The 18,294-nt window shown below is 39.0% G+C and carries 11 protein-coding genes and 1 riboswitch; of the genes, 1 reads left to right on the top strand and 10 read right to left on the bottom strand.

Translation table 11 applies throughout. The features are described 5' to 3' along the window. Positions 1-4: 4 nt before the first annotated feature. From N0O92_RS08890 to N0O92_RS08915, 6 genes are all read right to left on the bottom strand, one after another. Positions 5-1,027: an alcohol dehydrogenase catalytic domain-containing protein gene (locus tag N0O92_RS08890; protein ID WP_315614320.1), complete on the bottom strand. Its 1,023-nt coding sequence runs from the start codon at positions 1,025-1,027 to the stop codon at positions 5-7. 14 nt (positions 1,028-1,041) lie between these two features. Then, positions 1,042-1,938, bottom strand: a complete 897-nt coding sequence (locus tag N0O92_RS08895) for a fumarylacetoacetate hydrolase family protein (protein ID WP_315614321.1) — start codon at positions 1,936-1,938, stop codon at positions 1,042-1,044. Between the two features lie 54 nt (positions 1,939-1,992). Further along, positions 1,993-3,270: a TRAP transporter large permease gene (locus tag N0O92_RS08900; RefSeq protein ID WP_315614322.1), complete on the bottom strand. Its 1,278-nt coding sequence runs from the start codon at positions 3,268-3,270 to the stop codon at positions 1,993-1,995. Beyond that, a complete protein-coding gene (locus N0O92_RS08905; protein WP_315614323.1) occupies positions 3,267-3,731 on the bottom strand; it encodes a TRAP transporter small permease in 465 nt (154 codons plus the stop codon). The genes N0O92_RS08900 and N0O92_RS08905 overlap by 4 nt, the downstream gene beginning before the upstream one ends. 75 nt (positions 3,732-3,806) lie before the next feature. Beyond that, positions 3,807-4,862: a TRAP transporter substrate-binding protein gene (locus tag N0O92_RS08910; RefSeq protein ID WP_315614324.1), complete on the bottom strand. Its 1,056-nt coding sequence runs from the start codon at positions 4,860-4,862 to the stop codon at positions 3,807-3,809. A gap of 416 nt (positions 4,863-5,278) precedes the next feature. Continuing rightward, on the bottom strand, positions 5,279-6,040 hold the full coding sequence (locus N0O92_RS08915) for an IclR family transcriptional regulator (RefSeq protein ID WP_315614325.1): 762 nt from the start codon (positions 6,038-6,040) through the stop codon (positions 5,279-5,281). A 541-nt stretch (positions 6,041-6,581) separates the two neighbouring features. On the opposite strand from N0O92_RS08915, the gene N0O92_RS08920 reads away from it, so the two are divergent. Beyond that, positions 6,582-6,710, top strand: a complete 129-nt coding sequence (locus tag N0O92_RS08920) for a hypothetical protein (protein WP_315614326.1) — start codon at positions 6,582-6,584, stop codon at positions 6,708-6,710. 121 nt (positions 6,711-6,831) lie between these two features. After that, positions 6,832-6,917, bottom strand: a riboswitch (cyclic di-GMP riboswitch). Positions 6,918-7,133: 216 nt separating this feature from the next. Here the strand turns inward: N0O92_RS08920 and N0O92_RS08925 are convergent. The 4 genes from N0O92_RS08925 to N0O92_RS08940 all read right to left on the bottom strand — a co-directional run bounded on the left by N0O92_RS08925 (position 7,134) and on the right by N0O92_RS08940 (position 18,137). After that, positions 7,134-7,385 carry a hypothetical protein gene (locus tag N0O92_RS08925; RefSeq protein ID WP_315614327.1) on the bottom strand — a complete coding sequence of 84 codons (252 nt, stop codon included), beginning with the start codon at positions 7,383-7,385 and terminating at the stop codon, positions 7,134-7,136. Between the two features lie 101 nt (positions 7,386-7,486). Continuing rightward, on the bottom strand, positions 7,487-15,445 hold the full coding sequence (locus N0O92_RS08930; protein WP_315614328.1) for a leucine-rich repeat domain-containing protein: 7,959 nt from the start codon (positions 15,443-15,445) through the stop codon (positions 7,487-7,489). A 317-nt stretch (positions 15,446-15,762) separates the two neighbouring features. Further along, the gene (locus tag N0O92_RS08935; RefSeq protein WP_315614329.1) at positions 15,763-16,782 is read right to left on the bottom strand and encodes a potassium channel family protein; all 1,020 of its coding nucleotides are present in this window, start codon (positions 16,780-16,782) and stop codon (positions 15,763-15,765) included. Positions 16,783-16,895: 113 nt separating this feature from the next. Then, entirely contained in the window at positions 16,896-18,137 is a 1,242-nt protein-coding gene (locus N0O92_RS08940; RefSeq protein WP_315614330.1) for a glutathionylspermidine synthase family protein, read from the bottom strand. Between the last annotated feature and the right edge of the window lie 157 nt (positions 18,138-18,294).

Genomic DNA, 18,294 nt, shown 5'->3' on the forward strand with positions numbered 1-18,294 from the left:
TCCCCTATTTTAATGAAAGAAAAATCTTGCTATTGATTACCTCTCCATTTACTAAGTCAGTAAATGCTTCCTGCCCTTCTTCAAGAGGCCGAACCTCTGACCATCCTTCATGAGAGATTTTTCCTTCTTCTAGCAGTTGAACAGCATCATAGAAATCTTGCTTTGTGTAACAAAATGATCCTAGTAGAGTCGTTTCGCTACGAATTTGCTGATTGACAGGAATCGGCGTCTCATCAATACCCAGCCCAACGTTCATGATGACACCACCTGAATTTACGAGTTGCATCGCTTGGGTTCGTGTTGGAAGAAATCCAGCTGCATCAATGATGATATCTATCCCTTTTTCCCCTACAATCTTCTTAAGCTTCCCTTCAACATCTTCTGTTTTCGAATTTATGACATAGTCGATTCCTGAACCTTGAACAGTTTTAAGACGTTCATCATTAATATCAACCATTATGACTTTATTCGCACCTAAAATTTGAGAAACAAATCCACTTAACAATCCAATCGTTCCCGCTCCATAAATAAGGACATTCGCAAATGGTTGGATTGCCATAGCTCTTCTAGCAGCTCGCAAACAGCATGCTAACGGTTCTGCTAAGGAAGCGGTGAAAGGGTCAAGCGTTTCAGAAATAACATGAACAGCGGACGCCGGCACAGCTACGTATTCTGCAAAAGCACCCGAGCGGTTAATACCGATAATTTGGCGGTTGTCACAGAGGTTCTCTGTACCCTTACGACAACGATCACACACACCGCAATTGATTAAAGGATTAACGGTGACTTTTCGTCCAGCCGTTAAAGTCTCTACTTCTTCCCCGACTTCAACCACTCTTCCACAGAACTCATGCCCCATGACTAGAGGAGGAATGCGCAAGCTATTATGACCTAAAAATCCTTCTATTTCAGAACCACAGATCCCTACCGCTTCCACTTGAATCAAAACTTCATCTGTTTGAATCGACGGTCTCTCTGTTTCTTCTACCTTCATCGTGTTAGGTCCAGTCCAGACAAGTGTTTTCATCAATACTCCCCCTCTTATTTAACTGTATTTGTTAACGTTCCAATTTTCTCTACTTCAATTGTGCACGTATCTCCCTTTTTTAGGAATACAGGAGGATTGCGGAATACACCTACCCCGTGTGGCGTTCCCGTAGCAATTACATCACCCGGCTCAAACGTAAAACCTTTTGACAAATAAGAAATGATATAAGGGATATCAAAAATCATATGATGAGTATTGGAATCTTGTAACACTTCCCCATTAATGTCTAATTTCATAGTTAAGTTACCTGGATCTTCAATCTCTTCTTTTGAAACAATAACCGGTCCTAGTGGAGCAAATGTATCATATGACTTCCCTCTCACCCATTGAACATCGGCAAATTGTACATCTCTCGCGCTGACATCATTCATAATGGTATAGCCAAAAATATGATCAAACGCCTCCTCTTCAGAAATATCCTTTCCTTTTTTCCCTATTATCACAACTAACTCTGCTTCATAATCTACTTGTTCAGACTCTTCCGGAAGCTCAATCACATCGTCTGGGCCGATAATGCATGATGCCCATTTAGAGAAGATCATTGGACTTTTAGGTGGCTCGACATTTTGCTCTCGACAATGGTCCATATAGTTATTCCCCACACATATTACCTTTCCAGGGTTTGAGATAGGGGCTAGAACTTTCACGTCTTCAGCTTTATATTGAACAGAGGATGCTACTTCTCCATTTGTCTCTAAGTAGCCTACTAGTTTAGAAGTATAAGCCTGCGCTTCGTCTCCGGCTTGAATAAAAGACAGCATATCAGTTGTGAAACTAGAAGCTTCTCCGCCATTGTACTTAGCTGATAATTCTTTTATATCAATCACAACATTCTCCTGTTTTAATCCTAAACGCTGTTTTTCTCCAACTTGAAATGTAATATATTGCATCTTCATAACATCCTTTCTATTCTTCTTGATTTTTTTAATATTTTTTCAGCCCTATTAATCAAGCAAAGATGGTAAGTAGGTTGATAGAGCTGGTATATACGCTACGAGTAAAATGACAGCAATTGTTACAAAGAAAAATGGCCATAAATAGCGGATGCTATCTTTTATTTTGGCTTCTGCAATCCCATTCGTGATAAACAGTAGTACTCCAACAGGAGGCGTAACACCCCCGACGACTAACGTGATTGCGACAATGGTCGCAAAATGAAACGGATCAAACCCATACACTGTAGCAATAGCGGCTAATACAGGTATGAAAATGATAGAAGCAGCAATCGTTTCAATAACACACCCTACTAACAGAAGTAAGATGATAATGAGCAGTAAGATCAGGTATGGATTGCTTGTAAAGTCCTGCAGCCACTGCGCAGCCTGAATCGGGAATTGTTCATTGGCTAAAATCCAACCAAATGTAGACGCTGCTGCTGCGATGAACATCACCATCACTGTTGTATGAGTGGCTTTTAATAGAATCACCTTTAAGTCACTAATCTTCAGCTCTCTGTAGATAAACATACTCACCAATACCGAGTAGGCAACAGCAATCACACTCGCCTCGGTTGCCGTGAAGTATCCAAAAATAATCCCCCCGATAATGATCACCGGTGCGAGCAATGCCCAAAAAGCTTCAATAAAGCTTCTGCCTAACTGTTTAAAAGAGGCTCTCTCTTCCTTTGGCAAGTTGTATTTAACGGCTCCAATATAGTTCATGATGATTAAACCAATTCCCATTAAGATTCCTGGAATCGCTCCCGCTAAAAACAATTTACTAATAGACAGCCCTGTTAACGATCCATAAATAATCATAATGATACTCGGCGGAATAATTGGTCCAATCGCACCTGCACAAGCGGTTAAGCTAGCGGCATAACCTCTTGGGTATCCTTTTTTCACCATGGAAGGAATTAAGACAGACCCAACCGCTGATGTGTCGGCTGATGCAGATCCTGAAATCCCTGCAAATGTCATACTTGTAAAAACAGTCGCATGGCCGATCCCACCCTTTATATGACCTAGGAGACTACTAGCGAAGTTAACTAATCTTTTAGAGATCCCTCCATACTCCATTATGGCTCCAGCTAACATAAAGAACGGGATCGCTAAAAATGTAGAACTATCTACCGTATTAAGTAGCCTAGGAATGATGAGAGTGAGCGGCACATCCGTCATAACAATGAGTGTAAAAATTGAGGAAAGACCTATCGCAAATGCAACCGGCATTCCAAGGAAAATCAAAGCAAAAAGTGCTAGAAAAAGAATGAGGATTGTCATTGACTTACTCTCCTTTCCTTGAAGAGATCTATAATATTAAGGATCGTATAAAATAACATTAAGACCCCTCCAACTGGAATCGCTAGAAAAACGTAAGTCATTGGAATTCGATTTAAAGGTGACAATTGTACTTTCATGGTCGTTGCTACATCAAAGCCATAGTAAATCAACACCCAAATGAATACACACATGAGCACGTATACAGTTAGTTGCGTAAACCAAACGACTGTGCGGCTAAAACGGTCACTAATAAAGTCAACAACAATGTGTTTCTTTTCTCTTATCGCATAGGCCGTGCCAATAAAAATAAACCAGACAAACAAATAACGTATCGCTTCATCTGACCAACGGAGCGGCTGCCCCACATACCGTGAGCCGATTTGCAACAGAGCCAGTAGCACAATAACTGAAAACGTAATTATTAATAAGTACTGTATAAATGTATTAAATCGCCTTTCCATTGCCTAACCTCCTCTGCCAATTAGTAAGAAAAAAGCCAGCGAATGCCGTTCGCTGACTCCTCCCTCGTGTAACCGCTATCTTAGAGAAGCAATTTCTTCTACTAAATCAACAGCGTCGATTCTTTCAGCGTAACTTTTATTAATTTCTTGAGCAGCTTCTTCAAAAGGTGTACGGTCAATTGAAATCGACTCAAGACCTTCTTCTAATAATTTATTGTAAAATTCTTCATCTAAATCATTAGCAAGTTGTCTGCCATATAACGTTGCTTCCTTACCAGCTTCATCAATAATTTGCTTATCTTCATCAGATAGAGATTGATAGAATTTGTCACTAATATTTAACGATAACGCTGTAAAAATATGTTCAGTCTCTACGATGTATTTAACCACATCATGAACACCTGAAGAATAAATGCTTTCAGCAGAACCCTCAAACCCATCAACTACTCCCGTCTCAAGAGATGTGTATAAATCCCCCCACGGAATTGGAGTAGCCGTTGCTCCCCAAGAGTTGACTGTGTCAATAACCGTTGGAGCTTCTGGTGTACGAATGGTTAACCCTTTAAAATCCTCGAAACTAGAAACCTCTGTGTTGAGTAATGCGTGGCGGAATGCCGAATCATACCAACCAAGTGAACGAATGCCCGAATCTAACAAATCCTCTTTCAACTGTTCTCCAACAGAACTTTCATATACTCTGTGAACATGGTCAATATCAGAAAACATATACGGTAAATCTAGCACTGCTACTTTGGGAGCAAAGTTAGCTAATAACCCAGTGTCATTAATTGTCATTTCAATAGTTCCAACTTGAAGCGATTGAATTAGTTCATTTTGGTCACCTAATTCACCTGCAGGATGAACGCGAACTTCAATTCTTCCATCAGACTTTTCTTCAACTAATTCCTTAAACTTTTCCCCAGCTTTAACTGCTGAGTGATCGGGCGCAAGATGAGATCCTAGTCTAATAACATATCCTTCTTCATTTGTTGCCGCTTCACTTGTCGAACCAGAATCTGATGGTTCAGATGAATCAGAGTTTGTCGGTTCATTAGACGACGAATTACATGCAGCTAACAATGACAAGAGTAACACCAACACTAGTACTAACCACTTTTTCTTCAACTTCATTCTCAAACTCCCCCTTTTATTAAATTGACAGCTGTTCGTTCATTCGTATTCACCCTCAGTACAGCGCTTACAAACTTGAACAAACTATCAAAAGTTAACAAGTTAGCGTCGTTATCCCATAATACGGAATAACATTCCTATAATTGATTAAAAAACTTTAACAATCAAGTAACTCGCGACTACTTATTCCGCATTACGGGATTGGATTCCTATTACTCATCAAAAATTATTCTCTATTAGTAAAAAATAGACCAATAAATTTTCAATTAATAACTATCCCATAATACGGAATTACATTCCTATAAATAGGTTCGCAAATAAAAGGTTCATACAACAAGAAAACGTTTCCAATTTTGTCTTAATTGTAAATTAGCTAAAAAGCTTTGTCAATAGTCTGAATATTTTTTTCTCGTAACTTAGCCTTTATACCCTAGAGCTTCTGAAATACGTTTACTTTTTTCTAGAATAATAGGAACGAGTTCACGTTCTACGCGCTCCCTTGTCACTCTTGAAGAAGGACCCGCAATACTTATACCGGCAATTACCTCTCCTTGGAAGTCAAAGATCGGAGCTGCTATACAACGAATGTTCTCCTCATGTTCTAATTCATCAATAGAATATCCTCTTTCACGAATTATTTTTAGATGATCAATTAAAACTTCATAATCAGTTATAGTTGTTTCCGTGAACTTAGGTAATCCTTTTTTATTGATAATCTCGCGAACACTTTCTTCACTCATCCCTGCTAAAAGCGCCTTACCTACCCCAGTACAATGCATAAGTGCTCGGTATCCAACTTGTGATGAGATGCGGATTTTCTGTGTGTTTTCAACTTTATCAATGTAAACCGCTTCTCCTTCTTCATGTATACATAGGTGAATGACTTCATTAGTTTCATCTCTTAACTCTTCCAAAAATGGCCTCGCAACCATACGAATATCCATATTTTCGAGGATTGAAGATGTCAAATGAAGGAGATATAAACCAAGTGAATACTTATCTGTATCGCTTTCCTTTACTACTACATTGTACTTCGCTAATGTACTTAATATTCGATGAATTGTAGTAGTCGGCAACTCTAGTTCATTATGAATCTCAGTTACACCAAGACCTTTTGGCTTTTTTGAAAGCAGTTCTAAAATTTTCATTGCGCGTTCAATCGATTGAACGGTACTCATCGCTTATCACCTATCTTTCTTTATATTCTACGTCCTTGCTTAAAAAACATTCTATACTTTTCGTTGAAACTAGTAAACCATTTTTAGTTTTATTCATTTATTAAGTGGAAAAAGATCTTTTTCACGTTAGAAAATATTGACCTCTTTTATGATCGACTTTTTTTATTGATTATTTTAACATTTAAACATTGTAAACCAATAACAAATAGAGTTGTCTAGATACGACAACTCTATTTGTTTATAATTTTTTCGAACAAGTGTCGATTTTTGTAAAAAATGGTAGTCTTATTTTAGAATTCGTCAGCCCTTCTGCAATCCCACATTCACTTTTAAAGATAATTCGCTATAACGAACATTTTGTTTTTTTTGTAGAGAAATGTCTATTCTTGATGAAGAGATTTCCTTTAAATTACCAACATTATGTTTTATTCTATTACCATCATACCAATAGTGATATTAGACATTGGACATATGTCACAGAAGCGTAATACCCTTTTCTTACTTACACTAAGCATAAGGACTATAGGAGTGAAAAACAAACATGCCATTAATTAGAGTGAAAACCATTTGGACGCCTTTGGCTTTGCTAGGAATAAAGCTTCTAAAAGATGATGAAGGCCGCTATTACATTCGCGTCTTTGGCGGTGAAATGAAAAAGATAACTTCATAATTTAGGATAGGGGGTCCTTTGATCCCTATTTTTATGTCTTTTACCAATACAAAAGGCCACTTCGATAAAGAAGTAGCCTCAACAGATCTGAAACATATAGTGATCCTATGATTTGTATCATTTCGGTAACCCAGCCGTCGTAGTCAGATTGACCTTAGACCTGAGGCTTTGCGTCTCACTCTTTCAAATGATTTGCCTTTATCGTTATCTTTTATTCACGATCATTTTGTTATCAGAACATTTCTAATAAATCTACCTATTTTTACTTATTTTATCTTTTCCATTTCCCGAAGTTATTTCCGGGGGTCAGACCCCTCTCTTTAACACGTCATTGTAATAAGATCCTTTTTATAGAAAAGCCCTCGGTTTGCAACCGAGGGCTTTCCTTAGATTTCTCTTAAAGCACATAATATTTGCTTTTTTCTACTCTGTTTTAGACATATTCGTTTTGTGTAGCCTTTCAACAGTATCTTGTAGTTTGGCTATATCCATCTTGAGACGTCCATTTTCCAACTTCAGTTCTTCTATTTCTTTTTCTAGTTGTTCAACCAAGTTGCTTGAAGCAGCAGCTGCTTTGGGCGAGCCTTCTGTTGAGGAATTCTCCGCATTGCTGTCAGAGCATCCAGAGACGACTAGTAAGCCCGTACACATTACAATAGCAATTATCTTTCTCATAGTTCCTCCTAGTTTATGATCTTTGAGTGAAAGAGGCTGACTCTTTCACCCTTTTAAAGTTGAAAATGTTAAAAGGACACAGATTGAGTCAACCTCTTCTATTATTCTTTTACTACTTTAAATCTTCTTGAAAATATAAGACCAATCGCAACAAGAATTACTCCAAGAAGAAGGAAATTATAAGTACCAGTAGCTGTGAACGGCAACTGAGACCCACTTTGCTCTTCTGGTGTAACATTGTCACTAACGCTTGCTAATTCATCTTCTGTTAATTCAAATACCGTAAATGTACTAAAGTGTGGCGTTTCACCAATTAGAAGACCTTCTTCATACGTACCACCCATTAACTCCCACTCTTGCTTTGTTTCATTCCAGTAGAACAATTTCACAGCTTCTGGATTAGAAACTTTCTTTGTATCTACTTTAAATGCAAGAACAATTGCTTCTTCAAATTGGCTGATGATTTGGTCACCTTGGTGAATCTTAAAGTCATAAACAGAACTTAATGCTTGTTTTATGTCTTTTAGTTTCTTTACATTTACACGAACTTCCTCATTTCCGTTTGTGAAGATTGCTGCTTTAATGCTTAAAGAAACATCGCCTTTATCTAAAATAATCGTAACGTTTTGCTTCTTCAATAACGCAACTTGTTCAGAACTTAAGATAAGAGAGAGTTCACTTTGCTTCTCATATCTTTGCAAATCAATCGTAATCGTTCCATTTACTGGAACTTGTTCTAACTCTTTCAGTTCAAGAGTTACTTGACCTCGAGAAGCTCTTGGTTTAACCATGATGTCTTGCTTCTCTTTTTTCTTCGTTGTTTCTTGGTTCTGCTCGTTCTTTTCTGAGTCTTTAGCTTCCTTGCTATCCTGAGGTTTCTCAATAGTTGGTTCCTTAGCTTTTAACTCTTCGTCTCGTTGTTCACTTCTAGACTCTTTGTCTTTCGGTCGCTCACTTCCAGATTCTTTATCCTTCGGCTGCTCACTTCCTGACTCTTCATCCTTCGGTTGCTTACTTCCTGACTCCTTGTCTTTCGACTGCTCACTTCCAGATTCTTCATCCTTCGGTTGCTTACTTCCTGACTCTTTATCTTTCGGTTGCTCACTTCCAGATTCTTTATCCTTCGGCTGCTCACTTCCTGACTCTTCATCCTTCGGTTGCTTACTTCCTGACTCCTTGTCTTTCGACTGCTCACTTCCAGATTCTTTATCCTTCGGTTGCTTACTTCCTGCCTCTTTATCTTTCGGTTGCTCACTTCCAGATTCTTTATCCTTCGGCTGCTCGCTTCCAGATTCTTTGTCTTTCGGTTGCTCATTTCCAGACTCTTTGTCTTTCGGCTGCTTACTTCCTGACTCTTTGTCTTTCGGTTGCTCGTTTCCAGACTCTTTATCCTTCGGTTGCTCGCTTCCTGACTCCTTGTCTTTCGGTTGCTCACTTCCAGTTTCTTTGTCTTTCGGTTGCTCGCTTCCTGACTCTTCGTCTTTCGGTTGCTTACTTCCTGACTCTTCGTCTTTCGATTGCTCGCTTGCAGGTTCTTTGTCTTTTGGTTGCTCGCTTCCTGACTCTTCGTCTTTCGGTTGCTCACTTCCAGATTCTTCATCTTTCGGTTGCTTACTTCCAGGCTCTTCGTCTTTCGATTGCTCACTTCCTAACTCTTCGTCTTTCGGTTGCTCACTTCCAGATTCTTCGTCTTTCGGTTGCTCGTTTTCAGACTCTTCGTCTTTCGGTTGCTCGTTTTCAGACTCTTCGTCTGCCGGCTCCTCAATGACAGCTGCTTCTGTTGTGAATTCAGTTTGATATGGAGTACCTAAAGTTTTTCCATCATAATCACTGATGTCTTCTACTATTACCACGTATGTTGTTTCTTCTACTAATGGTTCGTTTGGCGTCCAGACGAATGTTTGAGAAAGAAGTTGATCTTCGTTTGGTTCATAATAACCAGATCCCTCTTCAACAGCTTGGTAGCCGTACATTCCTTCTAACTCGAACGTACCCTCTACCGCTTCACCATCAAGAAGTACGCGGATGTACTCCTCTACATCTTCTTCGTTCATCAGACGATCAAACACAACTGTTACAGTACCTTCTTCGTAGGAGATAAACTCTACTTCAGGCTCACTTAACCGTACAAGCGGAACATTTAACTCGGTTTCTTCAGGTGGAACTTCCACAATTCGGCTAATGTACGTTTCATAGCCTTCTTTACTGAAGATAACACGCCACTCTCCCTGTACAACATCCCAACCATAGCGGCCTCTTTCATCCGTGATTTGTGGGTTGATTTGGCCAAAGAACTCAGCATCCCATTTTCTCCAGATGTTTTGCTCTCGACGGTACTCTTCCACGATGGCTGTTGCACCTTGAAGACGATTGTCCATGCTTCCTTCAAACACATAGCCAGATGGATCAATTAACACGATTACTTCCATAAGAGGCAAACGAGTCTCCGTTTCTCCTTGAATGAAGCTAATTTCAAAGAGTTGCTCCCCATATGAACTCCATCCTGGAGGGAACTGTCCAACATAGGTTTGTTTTTGTGCATCGTACGTTAACTCGTACGTTTCACCGATAAAGTGCATATTCACTTCATCGACTTGTTTGTCAAACTTCACTTCTAAATCAATTGGTGTAAATTCAACAATCGCAAACGTTGCTACACCTGTATTAGGATTAAGTGTAACCCCACTGTTCCAACCAGCATGTACAGTCACTTCTTCTAATGACGCAACATCAGGTTGGTAACTCAATGTTTTTGCATCAGAATAGAAAACTTCATTATCTTCTGTTACTTTAGCAACTAAGTTATGCGTACTTTCTGTCCCTTCACGAACAGGAAGGTTCACATCCATATACCACCAACGGCTCGTTACGGTTGTTTGTCCTAGTAGACGTTGTCCATCATATACTTCTACTTTCGACCCAACTTTTGCCGTTCCATATACTTTTACTTTCGATGTAGCTGTTACTTCTGGAGCTTGCATCGTAACAAATAAAACATTCGTCGTTGCTGATAATCGAACTTCGTCATCTCCATATGCAATCGTTGCTCTTGAAAGAATTTGTGATGACACATTCTCTTTTACTTTTGCTTGGAAACGCAGGACTCCAGCTTCACCAGCTTCGATTCGATCGAGAACTAGCTTTCCATCTGTAAGTTCCTTTTCCTTTCCGTTAAGAAGGATCGTTTCTTCTAGAAGTTCAACATTTTCAGATAAAGCAAGATCTAATACAACATGTTCAGCTGCTTCAGATCCATTATTTTTATAATCTAAACGGTATCTCATTGTATTACCAGGAACAACAGTCGTAACAGATGAAGAGAAACGGTTCCCTTCCCCAACGAAACTTCCTGTGCCCTCTTCTAAAAGCATAAACGTATAGGCTTCATTTTTCGGAATAACGGAATCAACTTCAATGTTAGGATAATTGAAACTTTCCGTTCTTAATGTATACGTGTTATCTGCTACATTTCTGAACTTGAAGTACCCATTTTGATCTGTTCTTGCCCAATAAGAACTCCACGAACTTCCGTCAAGATGCAACATAACAGATACGTTACGGGCTGGCTTATTGTCTTGATCAAGTAAGAACCCTTCAACGTACCTTTCTGGACTTAATGTCACTTCACCGATGTTTGCGACATTCTCTTCGAAGTCTGCTTCAGTAAGTTCAATTCTTTTGCTTTCAAATCCAGTCATCGACACATCAATTACAAGGTTTCCTGCTTCTACACCTTGAATAATGAATTCGCCACCTGTTTTTGTATCAGCGTATTCCCAGATGTTATTGTTTGAGGCATAGACATTTGCACCAATGATTGCATTGCCGCTTTCTGTGACAACCGAACCTTTTACAGTTGCACCTATTTCTAAAACAACCTCTAGTGCATTTAATCCTTCTGAGAAATTGAAATTTCCATTGTAGGTGCGGTATCCTTCTGCCCCTATACTAATTTGATAGTCCGTAGCATGAGCCATGTCAGCAAACGAATACTGCCCCGTTGCACTTTTAGGATCCCACTCATATTTATATCCGAAACTATAATTATAAGAAGACACTATGCTCGGGCTATAAATAGAAATATAGTCCAGTTCCTCTATCGGATTACCAGCCGTATCCAACACAGAAATGTCTAATGTACTTAATTCTAAGTCAATTTGATTAATAACTAGCTGAACAGGTTGATCAACATAGTCTTGATCTAAGTTGATTTCAATGTTTTCTAGTAACGTATCTTGATATTTCCCGTTTCCAAAAATATAAATGTCATACGTACCGACCGGAATATCAAGTGTCGTACTAGATTGATGCCATAATCGTAAGAAACCTTCCTCATTTGTATAGCCGTAATAATAGGCATGTTTGTTATGAGGACCCGTTCCCTCTAGGTAAAACTCAAGTTGGCGATCAACAGCTTCTCCGTCTTGGTTTTCAGCCTTGAAGCTAACAGCCGTTCGTTCAATCGTTCTCGTGCGAATCGTCCGGTTTAGTTCGACAAACTCGTCCCCTTTGAACATCTTCACTTTTACACTGTACCAAGTATTTGGATTTAAGCCTTCAATTGCATAAGATGTCGTTTGATCATCAAGCTCTGCTACAAGCTCATTTGAAAGGTAGACTTCTACATTTTCAGCTTCATAATCAGTAGCAGCTGCTTCCCAGTCTAGTAAAAATGATTTTGATGCAATATCAGAAACCGTTAGTTGGTAGGTAACCGGTTTTGGTGTCGGCTCTTCGATAGGTTCTTCTGACCCTTCATCATCATGATCAACCGCAAGAGTCGTTACATACGTGTAAACAAAATCGCTAAATCCGTCCCCATTCATATTCATGGAAATTTCATAAGTTCGATTTGGCTCAAGTCCTTCAATCGTAAACGACTGCGTTGAACCATCTAAGTCAAACACGATTTCATCGTCTACAAATATCGTATAACTGTCATAACTCCAACCATTAGCAGATGCATCAATATCAACGGTTATCGTTGTTGATGTAAAGTCAGATATTACTACGTCGTTTTGGTAATGATACTGATCTTTTTCTACATATACTCCCTTCTTTTCAAGTTCTTTTACAACTTGAGAAGCAGGCGTCCCTTCACTAAAATCAATTAAATTTCCCCAGAGTGCTACATCTGTTAAATTCAATAAGGACAATAAAGGTGTAAGATCTTCAATCTGATTATTATTAAGTAATAAGTAATATACAGAATGATCTTGTAATGGACTGATATCTGTAATGTTATTGTTTGATAAATTTAAGTCATATAAATTAGTAAATTCACTTACAAATGAAATATCTTCTAAATCCATATTAGTTAGGCTTAAATAACTTAGATTCGTTAGAGACGTAAGCACACTTAAATCTTCAATTCCAAGGTCGCTTAAATGCAAATCCCGTAATTGAGGAAGTTCCGCTAATACGTCGATATTCGTAACGGATCCCCCATACAAATAGAATCCCCTTAAGTTTACAGCTGTTTCTAAACCTTTTAAGTCACTAATGTCATTATAGTAGATTGACAAATAAGATAACTCTTTCATGTCATCCTCAGTAATACTGCGATGTTCAAATCCAAAAGTTCGGCGAATCTCTGCCTCTAAATTCGAATCAGCAAAAGTTACCTCTGTCCCTTCACTCGGAACTCGTTTTGTCTTAACTAAGAGAGTATTCGTGTGAATAACCAACTCTCCATCACGTAGTCCAACAATCGTAATGTTATATTCTGTTTCTGGGTCTAACTCTGTAAGGATGTATCTACCGTAATAATAGTCATCCTTTGAAATCAGATCAACACCCTGACCATTCACCATAACTTGATACGAATCAATGTCTCCTTCATACTCATCAAAGTACCAATATAGAATGACCGATTCATCAGATACAAATCCTGAATATACTTCTGGTCTAGGGTAAGCTACTTCCACTCCACGCTCTTTTAGCTCAGCGATTTGTTCCATCGTCTTAGATTGAAGAGATAAATCAAGAGAATTTCCCCAAATGTCCAAAGACTCTAATTTCGTCAACTCTAGGATTGGCGAAATATCTGTAATGTTATTATATGAAAGCGATAAATGCCGCAATTCGGATAAATTTGTAACCCATGAGATCTCTTCCAGCCCCATATCGTACAAACTCAATTCTTCTAATTTCTCTAATTGATAAATAGGAGAAAGATCATCAACAGACAATCCATGTAAATAAAGCGAACGTAAATTGGTTGCATGCTCCAATCCACTTAAACTAGAAATATCTTGCCAATAGATAGATAAAGACGTAAGATCCTCAAGATCACTATCTCTTATCTCTCTCCCATGAACCCATAGACGTTCACGAATTCTTTGCTCAAGAGTCGCGTCTTCAAACGTAACGATTTCACCTCTCGGCTCACTTGCTGTTATAATTTCATGTGTCCAGCTAGTATTTTTCGGCATACCATCATAACCAATGGCAACAACTTCAATGATATAAGTCGTTTCAGGTTCTAACCCTGTAATTTCAAAATTACGAGTATCTCGACCAACAGCCCCCACATTCACTTCGTCCACAAAAACTTCAAAGCTAGCAATATGCGAATCATCAAAACGAATGTCCCAAGTCAAGTCGATTAGCACATCACCGATATAGTAATTGAGATTAAATTCCTGTGTGAATTCAAATGCAACATGTACATCTTTTTCTTGTAATGTTTCAATTACAATTCGAGCATCTGACCCGTCTGATAAGTCAAGTGCGTTCGACGTGATTGCCACTGCATAAAGTCTTTCAATCTCTAACAAAAGGTTAATGTTCGTTAGTTTATTAGACTCAATTTGCAAATATCCCAAGCCTTCCATTTTTGTTACTGGAAGAAGATCTTCAATCTCATTATTATTCACATTTATGAATGATAGATTTGTAAGTGTAGATAATGGTTCAAGGTTAGTAATGTTGTTATTGTTCGCATATAACGACTCTAAATTTTTGGCATGTTCTAATCCTGTTAAATCACTTATATTACTATGGTAAATATGAAGTCTTTTGATTTGTTCTAAATCATGCACAGTTAAAGCACGACTTTGGATTCCCAGCTCTGAACGAACGGCTTCTTCCAAATTCTCGTCTAGAATTACAGCTTCTTCGCTCTCAACAACATCCGTCGTTTTTACAGTAAACTCACGCTCAACTAATAATTCACCCTCATAACTGATCGCTTCGACTCTCAACGTATACTCTGTATTCGGATCCATGTTAGAGAGTATATAGTGGTTCGAATGTGGTACTAATTCATCATTTAGATAGAATCGATATTCATTTGGCCACTCACCTACATTTTGATAATTAAATGAGATTGAGAATGAAAAGCTTTCATCTGTGATACGTGGTTCATATAAGTTGATGTTTTCATTCTCGTCATATTGGTGATAGTAATAGCTATAGAAACTATCTCCATTGTCCCAAACATCGTCTTCCTCGTAGAAGTCATCATAGATTGGCTCTTCTTCCAAGCCATCTTCCTGATCTTGAATAACATCAACTGCTTCTTCTACTACTTCTTCCTCGGAAGAACCATCTACTTCCTCTTCTGGAACAGTAGCTTCTTCTTCTGTTACTGCTTCCTCAGCTGTTGGTTCTTCTTCTGTCGCTGCTTCCTCAGCTGTTAGCTCCTCAGCTTCCTGACTTTCTTCGGTTACTTCTTCAAGAAGAAGTTCAGGTGCGTAAGTCACGAGATTACTTTCGTGTATCTGACCATCTTGATACAAAACAATTGCATATGTATAAGTTCCATCAAGGTCTGCTTCTTTGTCATAAAATACGTAAGTTCCTTGCTCAACTTCTAATTGATCAGGTGTCAAAGCAGTAACTTCTCCATTTTTCTCTAAAGTTAGATCTGCTTCCTCCCAATTAATTTCCTCTTCCAGCTCCCATTCAATTCTTAACTTTTCATCTTTAATAAATATTTCTTTAAGATGAATTGAGTTGGATTGTGACTTTACTTCCACAGCACCAAGTGGCACAGCGAAGAATTGAAAAATAAGAGTGAAAATAATTGTCACATTCAACCATTTTGCCTGTTTCATCGATACCCTCCTTCATTTGTTATGTAATATCTTAAAAAATATTACACAAGTTACCATATTTCGACCTTTTAAATACTACCCCATTTTTTACATATTGTTAAGACTTTTAGACTATAAAAAAATTTGGTTTACTAAGAATCTGTTTACTTTATTCGGATTTAATTAGGAGTATCTGCTTAGCGATGCGTATTGGAGCAATTTTTAACTAGATAAAATTCACTACATCTTACAGAGCATCTTTTTATATCTCAACTAAAAAAAATGTTGAAACACCTCGATCTATTATCAAGGAATTTCAACATTTTTTATTAATACTATTAACCACTTACCTTCTCATACGTCTCCCGATTACAAATAATATAAAGCACTGCCTCATCCGGAATCATCTCATCCAAACGTCTATTAATATCCAGTTGGTTTCGATCGGCAATGAGTGTTGCACCTTGGGCGAGCAAGTCTTGAAAGGCATCATTATATGTCTTCCACTCTGCTTTCGTTGGAATTTGATAAAGATCTTCCCCGTGTTGCCTGCTAATAAGCTGTGAGTACACTTGGCTGACTCCTTTGTAAAGAGCTGATCTTACTGCGAGGCGTGAGATCGTTTCTTGCGAGAGGATAAACTCATCAACTTCAACATGGGAGAAATTTGAGATGTTCTTTTCAGTATAGATTTCTACAGTTGTATGTACAGTTGGTGCTAGTCGACTAACCGTGATGGCTACGAGAAGTGTTTTGGCATCTTTGAGCGAGCGATCTTGAATATTGCCATCGGCGAAGATGATGACTGCATTGGCCTTTGTTAGATTTGCTTTTACATATGCCTCTTCTAATGTTGGGTCACCTTGTACGTAATGGAGCCTTACGTCACTCATTAACAATTCAGGTGATTTGGTTAGTGTATCAATGACGACTACTTCTACGTCCTTATCAGAATCTAAAATTTCCTTAACCGCCGATTCTGATTTCTTTCCCCAGCCGATAATGACAACGTGATTTTCGTTCAAGAGCGTCATCCTCCCTTCCTCTCTCATTCTTCTAAATAACGTAAATGAATCAACAATCTTCCCGATAACAACCCCAAGAAGACCAATTCCAATAAGAAACATAAAGACCGAATAAATTTTAGCTGGTATCGTTGTTGGTGAATAGTCACCATATCCAACCGTAGTAAAAGTGGTCATCACAAAGTAAAACGTGTTTAAGAGACTTTCAAAGTTATCGGGTTCTAAAGCATACATAATGATCGTGCTTAATAGAATGAAGACGGCTGTTGTGATAAATAGCGTCACGTTTCTCATTCTTATGAGACCAAGACTTATTTTCAAGAAAAAATGCAAGACTGTACCTCCTTTCTAGGTGGATTATTAGGTTGGGGTCAGACCCCTCTGTGGTACGGTGCAGTGGTAGAGCGTGGTCTGACCCCTCATCGGGACACCCCCCGCCCCGGTTGTTAGCTTGTTGTATAGGCTACAAACATTGATAAGTTGCCTGTGATCGGTCCGCCTACGCGGAAGAATAGTCCGCTTGGTTCTCCGTTAATGACGTGGGAACCGATGAGAAGTTTGCCAGTATAAGGTCCGTCCCATGTATCGATCGTTTGATCTGGCATCGGGAAATACTGTTGGTATACCGTTGCTTGATTTTGATAGTAATCGACGTCTTCATCTATCACTGCACCATTTGAGACAATCTGGATGCCCCCTCCTTCGCGGCCGAGTACTGGCTTTTTCACGTAGGAGTTTAAATCTCCGAGCTTGTCGTAAGTCGGCAAGAAGTATTTATCGATCGCGTCTTGTTCCATGCGTGTATACCACTCATCTTTTTTCTCCCAAATAAGTGAGAGAATGGCCTTTGACTGCATCATAAGTGCCGATGGTGGGTTAATAATTTTCAGCTTGTCATTTAAGACGTGTACGATGAATTGTTCACCGATGAGCTCTCCTGTTCCGCTTTTTTCTTCTAAGAAATATTCAAGAGGATATAACCTGTACAAGAAGTCGATCTTTTCCCCGTCCCGCGTTTGAACATCGTCTTTTCCGACGACGATTTCTTCAAGCGGAATATACTTGGCTTGCTGTGGATATAGGTTCATCAAAAATTGCACCGTTTGTTTGTCTTCATCATGCCAGTCGGCACATGTAAAATACAGCGTATCCGCACTGCCAATTCGGTAGTCTCGGATAATTTGATTCCAAGCGTTTTTTACGTTTGCAACTAACTTCGCATTTGGGTTCTCTCGACCATGTTCTTGGCAGAGAACCTCCTGCCCTACAGCCGACTCAATTAAGCCAACAGGGGTATCGGTATTGCCTTCAATTACCTTTAATCCGTTAGCTGAAGCGATAAAGTCGTATCTGCAGAAGTATGAGAATGCTTGCTGACCTTCTTTCAACAATAAGTCCCACATAAAAACGGAAATTCCCAGCCTATGTATGATCGATCGGTCCTTCAGAATCTGTTCATACGTCTTCTGAAAAACATCGTTCACCGCTCGAGAGGCATTTTCAACTTCTCTAGCAAGAGACGAAGGAACAACTAGCAGGGAATCACTCATATATTGATTATCTTCATAGTTTTCGTATAATGTCGCCCAGGTGAAACCTTTGGCAGATACTTTCCGTTCGACCTCAAGCCAGCGTTTAAGATAGCGATCGGGGTCGAATGGCTCGGTTAGAGATTGGTATGGAAGCATGTTTGGGACTCCTTTCTGGATGCGTTGGAGTTTTTCTTTGGTGGATGGTGCGGGTTGGTGGTATTTCTTCTCCTCACAAAAGTGTGAAATCGATTCTAGCTTTTATCCTTAACAGTGCGAACATGTTGCATTGGCTTCACTCGCTGCACGCCTTTTA

Source organism: Alkalihalobacillus sp. MEB130, from assembly GCF_032335535.1.
Classification (GTDB): Bacteria; Bacillota; Bacilli; order Bacillales; family Bacillaceae_D; genus Halalkalibacter.

Bases quoted from the DNA above. Each gene is read 5' to 3' on its own strand.
- N0O92_RS08940 (WP_315614330.1), bottom strand. From the start codon at position 18,137: ATGCTTCCATACCAATCTCTAACCGAGCCATTCGACCCCGATCGCTAT.
- N0O92_RS08895 (WP_315614321.1), bottom strand. From the start codon at position 1,938: ATGCAATATATTACATTTCAAGTTGGAGAAAAACAGCGTTTAGGATTA.
- N0O92_RS08905 (WP_315614323.1), bottom strand. From the start codon at position 3,731: ATGGAAAGGCGATTTAATACATTTATACAGTACTTATTAATAATTACG.
- N0O92_RS08920 (WP_315614326.1), top strand. From the start codon at position 6,582: ATGCCATTAATTAGAGTGAAAACCATTTGGACGCCTTTGGCTTTGCTA.
- N0O92_RS08925 (WP_315614327.1), bottom strand. From the start codon at position 7,385: ATGAGAAAGATAATTGCTATTGTAATGTGTACGGGCTTACTAGTCGTC.
- N0O92_RS08890 (WP_315614320.1), bottom strand. From the start codon at position 1,027: ATGAAAACACTTGTCTGGACTGGACCTAACACGATGAAGGTAGAAGAA.
- N0O92_RS08900 (WP_315614322.1), bottom strand. From the start codon at position 3,270: ATGACAATCCTCATTCTTTTTCTAGCACTTTTTGCTTTGATTTTCCTT.
- N0O92_RS08930 (WP_315614328.1), bottom strand. From the start codon at position 15,445: ATGAAACAGGCAAAATGGTTGAATGTGACAATTATTTTCACTCTTATT.
- N0O92_RS08915 (WP_315614325.1), bottom strand. From the start codon at position 6,040: ATGAGTACCGTTCAATCGATTGAACGCGCAATGAAAATTTTAGAACTG.
- N0O92_RS08910 (WP_315614324.1), bottom strand. From the start codon at position 4,862: ATGAAGTTGAAGAAAAAGTGGTTAGTACTAGTGTTGGTGTTACTCTTG.